Genomic DNA, 12,216 nt, shown 5'->3' on the forward strand with positions numbered 1-12,216 from the left:
AAATTTTTTGCAATGCTCACTTGACGCTGAAGTCAGTTTCCACGTATTTGTAAAAAAAGACAGAGTTTTGAATAGGTAGATAAAAATGGGTAAAACCCTGGTAATTGTGGAGTCACCAGCCAAGGCCAAGACGATCAATAAGTATCTTGGTAACCAGTACGTGGTTAAGTCCAGTGTTGGTCACATCCGTGATCTGCCGACCAGTGGTAGTGCCCAGAAGTCTGATCCTAAAGAGCGCGCTAAACAGGCTGCTTTGACACGCAAACTCTCGCCAGAGCAGAAGGTTGAGCATAAAAAGCGCAAACAGAAAGAGCAGCTTATTGCCCGTATGGGGATTGATCCCAACAAGGATTGGGCAGCTCATTATGAGATCCTTCCCGGTAAAGAGAAGGTCGTTGATGAACTGCGCAAACTGGCTAAGAGCGCTGATCAGATCTATCTCGCAACCGATTTGGACCGTGAAGGGGAGGCCATTGCATGGCACCTTCGCGAAGCGATTGGCGGTGACGATTCACGCTACCGTCGTGTTGTCTTTAACGAGATTACCAAGAAAGCGATCAATGAAGCGTTCGAAAAACCGAGCGATCTAGACCTAAACCGCGTTAATGCGCAGCAAGCGCGCCGTTTTCTTGATCGCGTTGTTGGTTATATGGTCTCTCCACTTCTTTGGGAGAAGGTCGCTCGTGGTCTGTCGGCGGGTCGTGTTCAATCCGTTGCGGTACGCCTGGTCGTTGAACGTGAACGTGAAATTCGTGCCTTTATTCCTGATGAGTATTGGGAGTTGCATGCGGATGCGCAGACTCAAGGTGATAAAGCGGTTCGTCTAGAGGTCGTTAAACAGGCCGGTGCGGCATTTAAACCGACCAATGAAGATCAGGCGATGGCTGCAGTCAAAGCGCTGCAAAGTGCCTCTTATGAGGTTGTTAATCGTGAAGATCGTCCAACCAGTAGCAAGCCCTCTGCGCCGTTTATCACCTCTACCGTGCAACAGGCCGCCAGCACCCGTCTAGGCTTCGGTGTTAAGAAGACCATGATGCTCGCTCAGCGTCTCTATGAAGCGGGTTACATTACCTACATGCGTACCGACTCGACCAACTTGAGTAACGAGGCGGTTGAAGCGGCACGAGAGTTTATTGGTTCTCAGTTTGGTGGTGAATACCTGCCACCTCAGCCGATTCGTTATAGCTCTAAAGAGGGCGCACAAGAGGCGCACGAGGCGATCCGTCCATCTGATGTCAATGTTACCTCTGACTCATTGAACGGTGTCGATGCCGACGCAGTTCGACTCTACGACCTGATTCGTAACCAATTCCTAGCCTGTCAAATGACACCCGCTCGTTACCTAAGTACCCGTGTCACAGTGAAAGCGGGTGCCTATGAGCTGACCACTAAAGGTCGTGTCTTGCAGTTCGACGGTTACACCCGTGTGATGAACTTCCGCGGTAAATCGGATGAAGATCAGATCCTACCTGACATGCAGGTGGGTGAATCACTAAAACTTAAAGCCTTGGACCCTAGCCAGCACTTTACGAAACCGGCACCGCGCTACACAGAAGCGAGTTTGGTTAAAGAGCTTGAGAAGCGCGGTATTGGTCGTCCGTCCACCTACGCAGCGATTATCTCGACAATTCAAGATCGTGGTTACGTCGAAGTTCAAAACCGTCGCTTCTATGCACAAAAAATGGGCGATATCGTTACGGATCGTCTGGCTGAAAGTTTCCCAGACCTTATGGACTTCAGCTTTACCGCGCGTATGGAAGAGAAGCTGGATGATGTGGCAGATGGTGACATCAACTGGAAGGATCTTCTTAACAACTTCTACACACAGTTCGAAGGCGAACTGGAAGCGGCTCAATCAGCGGATGGTGGCATGCGTGCCAATGATCCAACCGAGACCGATATCAGCTGTCCAGCATGTCAGCGCCCAATGATGATTCGTACGGCAACGACGGGCGTCTTCTTGGGTTGCTCTGGTTATGCTTTGCCACCTAAAGAGCGTTGTAAAACGACCATCAACCTGATTCCTGGTGATGAGGTTGTCGCAGTGGATGCAGACGATGAGGCAGAGTCACGTCTGCTTCTAGAGAAGCACCGTTGTGGTAAGTGTGGCTCCTCTATGGACTCCTACTTGATCGATGAGAAGCGCAAGTTACACATCTGTGGTAACAACCCAGATTGTGACGGCTTTGAGGTCGAAGAGGGTAACTACCGTATCAAGGGCTATGAAGGCCCTGTAGTCGAGTGTGATAAGTGTAGCGCTGAGATGCACCTTAAAACGGGCCGTTTCGGTAAGTTCTTTGGTTGTACCAACTCAGAGTGTAAAAACACACGTAAGCTGCTCAAGAATGGTGAAGTGGCTCCGCCTAAGATGGATCCAGTTCCGATGCCGGAGCTTAAGTGTCAGAAGGTTGACGATACCTACATCCTGCGTGATGGAGCCAGTGGTCTATTCCTGGCAGCAAGCCAATTCCCACGTAATCGTGAGACCCGTGCACCTCTGGTCAAAGAGTTGATTCCACATAAAAATGCGATTGACCCTAAATATCACTTCTTAATGGAAGGACCTCAGCAAGATGAGCAGGGTAACCCCGCTCAAATACGTTACAGCCGCAAAACCAAAGAGCAGTACCTTATGACGGAAGTTGACGGTAAGGCGACTGGTTGGAGAGCTTACTTCACCAATGGTATGTGGCAAATTGAAGCAGCCAAAGCTAAGAAGCGTTAATGGCTGACCTATACTCCCAGCGTGTGAATCAAACACTCGCGTTTGCACAATACGCGCTGGTGGGTATCAACACTGAGTTGACCGGTGAATCGACCAATCGTATGAAGCTTCGTGGCCTGCAAGAGGCTGCGCTGTTTCATTTAGACAGCGCCTATAAAGCCTATCTTAATGAGTTGGCTGAACGTGAGCGTGTCCTGCTGACCCAGTCGACACCCTCTGAATTGAGCAAGGCTTTTAAGCAACAGGGAATCCATTCCAGTGAGTTGGATGAGATGGAGCTGCTCTGTCAGGATTCCGGTAGTTGGTTGTCTAAGTTGATCAGTGCCATCAAAGCTATTCATAAACCCCTACCTCCCTCGCAAGAGAGCGCTAGCCAATCTGACATAGCAATTATAGATTTGGCCAAAGAACCAAACCTTGAGGAGCAACTGGAGACTCAGTTGCAGGGTTGGTTTGAGCAGTTACGAGCGATGATTCTAAGACATCGCTCTAACGCGCAAGAGTGGTAAACTCAGTTCATTCCTTTTGTTTCAACACCCTTCACAAAGAGATGATCATTCAGATAGTGTCTTGTTGCATCCGCAAGAGGGGCTGATTTGCGACTGCTCACATCCATCTGAACAATGGTCGTCTCTGCCGTCGCGACACAGACGTCATCTTGGAACAACACCTGGTAGAGCCCAAATGAGCTGGTACCCACCCGAGTTACACCGGTGCCAATATCCAGACGTCCTGGCCAAGTGATCTCACCTAGAAAGTTCAAATGCAGACTGGCAATGACAAATTCGCAATTGTCATTGGCCAGTGGGTCTTTTGGATCGTAGAGAAATTCGACACGGCCTGTCTCTAGGTAGGTACTGAATGCGGCATTGTTCACGTGGCCCTGACGATCGGTATCGGCATAACGGATCTTATCAAATGTTTGGATAGGGAAGTCGGTTAACTGATACGGCTGCTGATTTGGCTTGTGCGATCCCACACTATTCTCCTTGTAAGTGGTACTCCTCTATTGAGCCTATGATGGTTCAGGGTCTGATTCAAGCTAAATAAAAAAGCCGCTCAAAGAGCGGCTATGGGGGTCTTTGCTACAACGCAGCAAAGGGGGAGGCTAAATTTTTTTACGTACCAATAGACACTCTGTTTCGCTACAGATCTGAGTGCGTTTCAGTTGGCTGACTAACGCGTCATCGGCAGGGTCATTGTGCCAGCAGATCAGTGTGTGACAGGTTCCCGCTTGCAGTGCGCGCTGAGCCAGTTTGTCTAAACCATGGCGCTTATCACGACGAAGTATCCACACTTTTTTGAGGTCGACACCTGCATCCGCCAGCACCTGCTTAGTCAAAGATTTTGGCGGCTCTAACATAACCAGCCAGCTCTCTTTTTGACTTAATGCGGCAAGCATCGGCAGAAGCATGGTGTTCAGATTTACCTCTGAGGTGTGCTGAACCAGCTCAGTCAAAACCAGTGGTTTAAGACCCGCATCATTCTGTGCAAATTGATTGTAAGCAATCATGGTGATTACCTTTAAAAGTCATTCTGTTGACGAATTACGCCAACACCCAAGCCTTCGATGGTTAACTGCTCTTCACGAAGATCAACTTTAATCGGGTCGAACTCTTCGTTCTCTGCTATCAAGTAGACCATGTGACCATCGCGGTGGAATCGTTTTACCGTGACATCTTCACCGACACGAGCAACGACTATCTGACCCTCACGTGCTTCACGTGTTTGGTGAACTGCTAAGAGATCACCATCCATAATGCCGATGTCTTTCATACTCATGCCGCGGACACGGAGTAGGTAGTCTGCTCTTGGGCGAAAGAAGTCTGAGCTGATGGTGCAGTAATCATCGATGTGTTGTTCAGCGAGGATGGGTTCACCTGCGGCAACCTGACCGATGATCGCTAGGCCCTCCTGCTCCTCCTCTTCACCGACGATACGGATACCGCGAGAGGTGCCAGGGATCATCTCAATGGCCCCTTTACGTGCTAAGGCCTTTAGGTGCTCCTCTGCTGCATTGGCAGATTTAAACCCTAGATCGCGAGCAATATCGACGCGTGTAGGTGGAAATCCTGTTTCATCAATATGGCGACGGATGCAATCCAGCACCTCTTCTTGACGATTTGTAAGCTTCATAAACGCCCCCTATGACAGTACTGATTGGAATTTAAATGACTGTCTGTTTATTCAGTATTTGTATTTTTATACAGTATTTTAAATGTCGTCAAGTTTTTTCTGTTTGTATATCCAGTATTTTTGTATGATGGCCAACTAATTCGGAGGCGATGTGCTTAACAAAGAGACCCAAACCACCATACAGACAGCTTATCGCGCATTTCTAAATGCTCGCGATTTAAAGGCTCGTTATGCACAAAAGCATATGATTGCAGCGGTCGCACGGCAGTTGGGTGGTATCTTGTCGGACGATGCGGGTCAGCGTCTGGGTGAAAATCATCTGGTCGCCGTAGAGGCTGGAACGGGCACCGGTAAAACCATTGCTTATCTGCTGGCCGCACTTCCAATAGCGCAGGCTAAAGGTAAAACGCTGATCATTTCGACCGCTACCGTTGCGCTTCAGGAGCAGCTTTTATTAAAAGATCTTCCTGAGTTGGCTGAGCACGCCGGTATTGAATTTAAGTACGAAATTGCTAAAGGGCGTCGGCGCTACCTCTGTGTTAGCCGATTAGAGTCTCTTCTTAGTAATCAGCAGGATCTTTCACAGTCAGCCCTGTTTGAAGATGAGTTGGCCCAAGTTTTGGGGCCTGAACAGATCAAAGAGTACAGCGGCCTGTTGGATGAGTTTGCCAGTGGTCGTTGGAAGGGTGATCGTGATGAGCTAGAGCGCAACCTGGATGATGAGACCTGGATGCCGCTTACCTCAGACCATATGCAGTGTACTAATCGTCGCTGTGCGCATTTCAACGCCTGTCCGTTTTATCGTGCTAGGGCCGATATTGAGACAACCGATCTCTTGGTGGTCAACCACGATCTTGTACTGGCTGACTTGGCGTTAGGCGGTGGTGCGATTCTTCCTGAACCGGCCGATTCAATCTACATATTTGATGAGGCGCATCATCTGGGTGATAAGGCGACTAACCACTTCGCGCTCTCTATGCGAGTTAAAGCGAGTGAAAAGGCCTTCAAAACCCTGGAGCGTCAGTTAAAAGGGCTGTTGGATGAAGCGGATTCTGCATTGGTTTTGCAAGATCCAATCAGTCGTATTCAATCCAGTCTCAATGTGGTTCAGGGGCATTTGCAGCGTCTGGACGATCTAGTCTCTGAACAGTTTTTGCCACTCCCGGTGGATGAGCGCAGGTTGCGCTACCCGCAAGGCAGGGTACCCGACAGTTTGGCTAGCCTGACACGTGAATTGGCTCAGTTTTTATCACAGGTTGATCCTCAGTTAGAGAAGATTATTAATGCCCTTAAAGGGGCGATGGAAGATGAAGAGTCTGCACTCGATAAGGGTGTAGGGGAGCGCTGGTTGCCACCGCTAAGTACCCAGTTTAGCCGTGTCCAGAAGATGATGTGGCTGTGTAGAAGTTTTTCGCAAGATATTGAAAATGAAGAGGATAAAGTTGCAAGGTGGTTGGTTCGTCATGAGTCTGAAGCGGGTCGCGATATTGAACTTCACAGCGCCCCTGTCTCCGCTCAAAACCATCTTCAAGATCTGCTCTGGGATCAGTGTTACGGTGCGGTTTTAACCTCAGCAACGCTAACGGCCCTTGGGCGGTTTGATTCCCTCTTTACTCAATTGGGTCTCCCTTTGGATACGCCAGCACTGCGAATGCCTAGTCCTTTTGACTACGCCAATAAGGCCGTTTTGCATGTCCCGAAAATGAAGTTCGATCCTTCAAAAGCGGATCTTCATACCGAAGAGGTTGCTGATTGGCTTAACCGAGAGTTACCCAATTTAACCTCTGTATTGGTTCTGTTTACCTCTTGGCGCCAAATGCGTCGAGTCGAAGAGTTAATGGATACCAAACTGCTGTCGCGTTTAACGGTTCAAGGTGAACTCAGTAAGCAAGCGATGCTGATAGAGCACAAAGCGAGAATCGACCGTGACGAACCCAGTGTTATTTTTGGTTTGGCGTCGTTTGCAGAGGGTGTAGATCTACCCGGTCACTACCTAAAAGATGTTATCATTACCAAGTTGCCTTTTAGTGTTCCAGATGATCCTGTGGATGCGACCTTGGCTGAGTGGATAGAAGCCCGCGGTGGTAACCCTTTCATGGAGATAAGTGTACCCGCAGCCTCTATCAAACTAACTCAAGCGGCAGGCAGATTACTGCGTACGGAGAATGATTCCGGTCGTGTTGTTTTACTTGATAGGCGTGTCGTGACACGTCGTTATGGACAGCAGTTGATCGATGCGCTTCCTCCTTTTGCGCGCCATTTTGAATGATCTATTGATTGAGAGATCCCGATTTTGACTACAGATACCAACCCTGAACAGCAACAAGGTAATCAAGATTCAAATGAAAAGCGGCGTCGCACCCAGCGTCGTCGTCCCCGCAAAAGCCGTGACGACAAACCTCGTCGCTCGCAAGAGTGGAGCCTTGATCAGTTTGTTGTAGAGCCTCAAGAGGGTAAGGATCGTTTCCACGATTTCTATCTGCCAGACTCATTGATGCGTGGTATTCATGAGCTTGGCTTTGAGTACGCAACACCGATTCAAGCGGCAACGATTAAGCCGGCACTTCAAGGCCGTGACATCATTGGTAAGGCTCAGACCGGTACCGGTAAAACTGCAGCTTTTCTAATCGGGATCATTACCGATCTTCTCGACTTCAAGTTGGATGTTGAACCGCGCAAGGGTGAACCCCGTGCATTGATCATTGCACCGACACGAGAGTTGGCTCTGCAGATTGCAGCCGATGCAGAAGGCCTATGTAAATACACTGGTTTAAGTATCGTCTCGCTGGTAGGTGGCATGGATTATGACGTGCAGCGTGCAGCACTCGCCAAAGCGCCTGTCGATATTTTGGTCGCGACACCGGGTCGCTTGATCGACTTCGTCAGAAATCAGGATATCGATCTCTACAACGTAGAGGTGTTGGTGCTGGATGAGGCTGATCGTATGTTGAGCATGGGCTTCATTCCCGATGTGCGTACCATCATTCGTTCAACACCGCGTAAGGGCGCTGAGCGTCAAACACTGCTCTACAGTGCAACCTTCACCGATGAGATTATGCGTTTAGCGGCGCAGTGGACGCGTGATCCGGTCACGATTGAGATCGAATCAGAGCATCAAACTACGGATAACGTTTCTCAAACGGTATTTCTTGTCTCAAGTGATGAGAAGTACAACTTGCTGCGTAACTACTTACGTATCAATGGCGTCGAGAAAGCGATCGTATTCTGTAACCGTCGTCATGAGACGCGTAAGTTGGCAGAGCGTCTAGAGAAAGACGGTGTCAAAGCGGCCATGATGTCGGGTGAGATCCCACAGAACAAACGCATCAAAACCCTAGAGGGTTTCCGCAGTGGCAAGATCGAAGTCCTAGTGGCTACCGACGTTGCTGGTCGCGGTATACACATTGATGGTGTGAGCCATGTTGTGAACTATCAGCTTCCTGAAGATGCGGATGACTATGTTCACCGTATTGGTCGAACCGGCCGTGCAGGCGCTACCGGTGAATCAATCTGTTTTGCCTGTGAAGACGATTCGTTCCTTATCCCAGACATTGAGTCGATGACCGGTGTTAAATTGAACTGTATCCACCCTGATGCTGAATTGCTGGTTGATCCAAACAGTGTTGTAGTGGAAGAGGCTGTTGAAACAGAGTCGACCGAATTGGAAGCGACAGAGACTGAAACTGAAACCGTTGTTGACGCGCCAGTGGCGGAAGAGCCTCTAGCAAATGAGTCAGTCGACCTAACGGAAGTCTCATCAGAAGAGACGGCTGGCGAGATTGATGTGCTACCCCTTGAAACAGCTGCTGAGACAAGCGAAGAGCAGTTAGATTTAGAGATCAATGAAGAGAGCGACGATAAGGAGTCTCGCAGTTAATGAGTGGTGATCGTCACGGCCTAGCGGGTATTCAAAAAATAGTGGCCATGATTGTCAGTGCGTTCTTCGCAGTGATTGGCTTGCTAGGCTTTAGCAATAGTGGAGATCCGGTTCAGCTGATCCTCTTTTTCGTTGCAGCAATCATCTCTTGGTATGTGATTGGAATGCTGTTCAAGTTGGTTGAACGAATTTTAGACTCCTTAGGTTGAGTTAGGTAAAGGTAATGCAGACAGTGACTAAGGTTGCCGTGTTAGGCGGTGGGAGTTTCGGTACCGTCATCGCCAATATGACGGCTGAAAAAGGTATCCCGACCTCCTTGTGGGTACGTCGAGCTGAACTGGCTAATGATATTAACCAGCAGCGTTGTAACGATCGCTATGTGCCCAACTACCCATTAGCCGACTCCTTGGTTGCGACTGATGATATCGAGTCCGCATTAAAAGACGCTCAGGTTGTCTTTATTGCGATTCCAAGCAGTGGCTTTCGAGCGGTTCTGAATCAAGCTAAACCCTACCTCAGCGATGATCAATTGATCGTCAGTACGACTAAAGGCATTGAAGCCGTTAGCTTCAGTCTGATGAGTCAGATCATGGAGCAGGAGTGCCCAACACATCGATCTGGGGTGATCAGTGGCCCTAACCTGGCCAAAGAGATCGCCAAGCGTGAACTGACCGCTACGGTCATTGCCAGTAACGATGAGAATCTTCGAGAGACGGTTCAAGAGCTTCTTCAGTCTAGCTATTTCCGTGTCTATGCCAGCGCTGATACCTTCGGTGTGGAGCTCGGTGGCACCTTGAAGAACATCTATGCCATTGCGTCCGGCATGAGTGCTGCATTGGGTATGGGGGAAAACACTAAAAGCATGCTGATCACGCGCTCTCTAGCAGAGATGAGTCGTCTTGCGGTGAGCATGGGCGCTAATCCTTTGACCTTCCTTGGCTTAGCGGGTGTGGGAGATCTGGTCGTGACCTGTCTATCACCTCTGTCACGTAATTACCGAGTTGGTTATGCGTTGGGGCAGGGTAAGTCGTTGGATCAAGCAGTGGCTGAGCTGGGAGAGGTCGCTGAGGGTGTCAATACACTGAAGTTGGTGAGCGAGCACGCAGAGCAGCAAGATGTCTACATGCCTCTTGTGCGTGGCCTCTACGAGGTAGTCTTTAATCAGGCGCCCGTCAAAGTGGTCATCGGTAAGATGATGGAAGGTGCCCACAGTGCCGATGTTGAGTTTACACTCTCGGGTTCCTGAACATGCGAATCCTATTGATGCGTCATGCGGAGGCTGCCCCTGGCTTCCCAGACGAATCACGTCGCTTAACCCCTTATGGGGAGGCGTCACTGCAAAATCGCCCTGAAGGTCTACAGCCTTTCTTAGATGAATTGACCCACATCTTTGTCAGCCCCTATCAGCGTACTCAGCAGACATTAGCTAACCTTCTGCCCAATCGGGAGGCTCTGCTTCTTGATCTGATTACCCCTGAGGGTGAGCCTGAAGCCGTGTTTAACTATCTGCAATCTCTGCCCGATGAGAGCAGGGTTCTATTAGTGACACACATGCCCTTGGTGGGTCGTCTATTCAGCTCGCTCGTTGAGGGTGAAAGTCGCTTTGGCGTTGGGTTTATGCCCGCTCAAATCGAGGTGGTCGATTGTGATCTGCCTGCAGCGGGGCTGGGTCGCTCCATTGCTCAGTTTACTCATTACCCCTGAACCTACCGCTTACATTTGATAGAAAACAGCATGATTCATCCAAGAGAGATTAGGTTTACCGTTCACAGTCGAACCATTACTGCACTGCAGTGGGGTGAGGATGACCAACCGTTGATTTTGGCACTACACGGTTGGCTAGATAATGCCGAGAGTTACTACAAATTAGCGCCTCACTTGGCGGGTTTTCGTGTTGTCGCTATCGATATGGCAGGGCATGGTCAGTCAGATTGGCGCAGTGCGGATTCGGGCTATCCTGTTTGGGGTTATGTAGAAGATCTTCATGCGGTTAAGCGCCAACTTCAACCCGATGGGGCAATTCGAATACTGGCTCACTCTTTAGGTGCTGGTGTGGCGTCTCTCTACGCCGGGACATTTCCGGATCAGGTGTTAACACTTGGCTTGATAGAGAACCTAGCTCCGTTTACAAACGCCCCCGATCAATTTGCTGAGAATTTAAGCCAGTCGATAACGGATAACTTGTCGATTCAAAAACAGGCTTCTGCTAAATCCAAAGCATTGCTGACCAAGTTAAGAGCAACGGGTCGCTTCCCTGTGCCAGTGGATGCGGCTGAGCGCTTAGTGGTGCGCAGTAGTGAACAACTGCCCAATGGAGAGCTCAGAATACGAGTGGATCCCAGACTCAAATTGCGCTCTTCAGTACGTTTAACAGAAGAGCAGGTTCGCATCACTCTTGCTCAGATAGAGTCACCTGTTTTGGTGATTGCGGGTCAGTCAGGTTTGAGCCAGGAGCTGACCCAAGCACGCTTACCCTTCGTAAAAAATATCGAATTTAGATGGATGCCGGGTGGGCATCATCTACACTTAGAGGATGAGGTCGTGCCACAGATGGCTGCGGCATTTAATGAGTTTTTTGGTTGAGTGAGTGTGTTGAATGATTAGGCTAGTGTTACATCGACTGTTACCCCTGTTTCTATTCTCCTCCATGGCGTTTGCGAATGGGGCTGCTCCTCTGCCCAATGGCATCAGTATTGACCCATCCGCTGAGCTCGATAAACAGATCACTCAAACCGTTCGAGATTATCGCTTTCCTTTAGGCGCTGTCGTTAAGATCAATCGAGATGTTCGCATCGATAAAGAGCAGCAACTGTCGGGCCAACTCACGCGTACAACCTGGGAGATGCCAAAATCATTTGATCCCCATGAACTGCTGCAGGTGCTTCGTGATCAGGTAATTACCCAAAAAGGTGAAATCCTGTTTGAGTGTGATGGTAGAGATTGCGGAACCAGTAATATCTGGGCGAATGACCTATTTAATAATGCCGACCTCTATGGTCGTGATGACTACCAACGCTATTTTGCTGCTAAGCTGGATGATCAATACCTTGCGGCTTACGCGGTAAGACGGGGTAACCGACGTGTTTATCTTCACCTCGATCAGATCACTGAAGCGGAACAGGCGGTGCCTTGGTTGGTGCTACTAGAAGAACGTGGCTGGGTTAAATTACCCAACATCGAAGAGCCAACCCTTAAGCTGTTAGCTGATCATCTGCAGCAAAATCTTTCGCCAATTCGATTGGTCGGTCATCAGCAGGGCAGTGATCAAGGAATTGCTGAACAGGAATCAATGCGCTTAGTTGAACAGGTGAAGGCTTACCTGGATAGGGCAGGCGTAGCCACTGGCCAACTCGAAGTACACGGAATAGGGGCATTAGCACCCAGTGTGCTGGGTGCCGACCAATCTGCTGTGGTCGTGATCGCTAAATAGAAGATCCGATTGGGTGTCAGACTGGAAGTCAGACACCAAACAGCTGAG

11 protein-coding genes and 1 pseudogene are annotated in these 12,216 nt (G+C 49.4%); 9 read left to right on the forward strand and 3 right to left on the reverse strand.

Going from position 1 to position 12,216, the window contains the following annotated elements; genetic code table 11:
* Positions 1–85 precede the first annotated feature (85 nt).
* Positions 86–2,725, forward strand: a complete 2,640-nt coding sequence (topA, locus tag XMD579_RS04905) for a type I DNA topoisomerase (protein WP_173505969.1) — start codon at positions 86–88, stop codon at positions 2,723–2,725.
* Complete coding sequence (locus tag XMD579_RS04910) at positions 2,725–3,234, forward strand: DUF6586 family protein (protein ID WP_173495446.1); 510 nt, start codon at positions 2,725–2,727, stop codon at positions 3,232–3,234. Before topA ends, XMD579_RS04910 begins: the two co-directional genes overlap by 1 nt.
* A 2-nt stretch (positions 3,235–3,236) precedes the next feature.
* On the opposite strand, the gene XMD579_RS04915 is transcribed toward XMD579_RS04910, so the two are convergent.
* The 3 genes from XMD579_RS04915 to lexA form a co-directional block, all read right to left on the reverse strand.
* A complete protein-coding gene (locus tag XMD579_RS04915; RefSeq protein WP_173482408.1) occupies positions 3,237–3,704 on the reverse strand; it encodes a thioesterase family protein in 468 nt (155 codons plus the stop codon).
* A gap of 129 nt (positions 3,705–3,833) precedes the next feature.
* On the reverse strand, positions 3,834–4,238 hold the full coding sequence (locus XMD579_RS04920; RefSeq protein ID WP_173505970.1) for a SulA-like leucine-rich domain-containing protein: 405 nt from the start codon (positions 4,236–4,238) through the stop codon (positions 3,834–3,836).
* A gap of 11 nt (positions 4,239–4,249) precedes the next feature.
* Positions 4,250–4,861 (reverse strand): transcriptional repressor LexA, encoded by a 612-nt coding sequence (gene lexA / locus XMD579_RS04925; protein ID WP_173480808.1) that lies wholly within the window; start codon positions 4,859–4,861, stop codon positions 4,250–4,252.
* 151 nt (positions 4,862–5,012) lie between these two features.
* Here lexA and dinG point away from each other — a divergent pair, with 151 nt between their 5' ends.
* The 7 genes and pseudogenes from dinG (at position 5,013) to XMD579_RS04960 (ending at position 12,168) form a co-directional block, all read left to right on the forward strand.
* Positions 5,013–7,130 carry an ATP-dependent DNA helicase DinG gene (dinG, locus tag XMD579_RS04930; RefSeq protein ID WP_173482410.1) on the forward strand — a complete coding sequence of 706 codons (2,118 nt, stop codon included), beginning with the start codon at positions 5,013–5,015 and terminating at the stop codon, positions 7,128–7,130.
* A gap of 24 nt (positions 7,131–7,154) precedes the next feature.
* Positions 7,155–8,468: pseudogene (locus XMD579_RS04935) on the forward strand (DEAD/DEAH box helicase); the annotation flags it as partial.
* Between the two features lie 269 nt (positions 8,469–8,737).
* Complete coding sequence (locus tag XMD579_RS04940) at positions 8,738–8,947, forward strand: hypothetical protein (RefSeq protein ID WP_173505971.1); 210 nt, start codon at positions 8,738–8,740, stop codon at positions 8,945–8,947.
* A gap of 14 nt (positions 8,948–8,961) precedes the next feature.
* Positions 8,962–9,984 carry an NAD(P)H-dependent glycerol-3-phosphate dehydrogenase gene (locus XMD579_RS04945; protein ID WP_173505972.1) on the forward strand — a complete coding sequence of 341 codons (1,023 nt, stop codon included), beginning with the start codon at positions 8,962–8,964 and terminating at the stop codon, positions 9,982–9,984.
* 2 nt (positions 9,985–9,986) lie between these two features.
* The gene (locus XMD579_RS04950) at positions 9,987–10,442 is read left to right on the forward strand and encodes a histidine phosphatase family protein (protein ID WP_173480813.1); all 456 of its coding nucleotides are present in this window, start codon (positions 9,987–9,989) and stop codon (positions 10,440–10,442) included.
* Positions 10,443–10,472: 30 nt separating this feature from the next.
* The gene (locus tag XMD579_RS04955; protein WP_173505973.1) at positions 10,473–11,321 is read left to right on the forward strand and encodes an alpha/beta fold hydrolase; all 849 of its coding nucleotides are present in this window, start codon (positions 10,473–10,475) and stop codon (positions 11,319–11,321) included.
* 25 nt (positions 11,322–11,346) lie between these two features.
* Positions 11,347–12,168: a DUF4892 domain-containing protein gene (locus XMD579_RS04960; protein ID WP_173480815.1), complete on the forward strand. Its 822-nt coding sequence runs from the start codon at positions 11,347–11,349 to the stop codon at positions 12,166–12,168.
* The last annotated feature ends 48 nt before the right edge of the window (positions 12,169–12,216 follow it).

It is taken from the genome of Marinobacterium sp. xm-d-579 (genome assembly GCF_013282935.1).
In the GTDB taxonomy this organism is placed as follows: domain Bacteria; phylum Pseudomonadota; class Gammaproteobacteria; order Pseudomonadales; family Balneatricaceae; genus Marinobacterium_E.

Bases quoted from the DNA above. Each gene is read 5' to 3' on its own strand.
- XMD579_RS04950 (WP_173480813.1), top strand. From the start codon at position 9,987: ATGCGAATCCTATTGATGCGTCATGCGGAGGCTGCCCCTGGCTTCCCA.
- XMD579_RS04910 (WP_173495446.1), top strand. From the start codon at position 2,725: ATGGCTGACCTATACTCCCAGCGTGTGAATCAAACACTCGCGTTTGCA.
- lexA (WP_173480808.1), bottom strand. From the start codon at position 4,861: ATGAAGCTTACAAATCGTCAAGAAGAGGTGCTGGATTGCATCCGTCGC.
- XMD579_RS04940 (WP_173505971.1), top strand. From the start codon at position 8,738: ATGAGTGGTGATCGTCACGGCCTAGCGGGTATTCAAAAAATAGTGGCC.
- XMD579_RS04955 (WP_173505973.1), top strand. From the start codon at position 10,473: ATGATTCATCCAAGAGAGATTAGGTTTACCGTTCACAGTCGAACCATT.
- XMD579_RS04945 (WP_173505972.1), top strand. From the start codon at position 8,962: ATGCAGACAGTGACTAAGGTTGCCGTGTTAGGCGGTGGGAGTTTCGGT.
- XMD579_RS04920 (WP_173505970.1), bottom strand. From the start codon at position 4,238: ATGATTGCTTACAATCAATTTGCACAGAATGATGCGGGTCTTAAACCA.
- topA (WP_173505969.1), top strand. From the start codon at position 86: ATGGGTAAAACCCTGGTAATTGTGGAGTCACCAGCCAAGGCCAAGACG.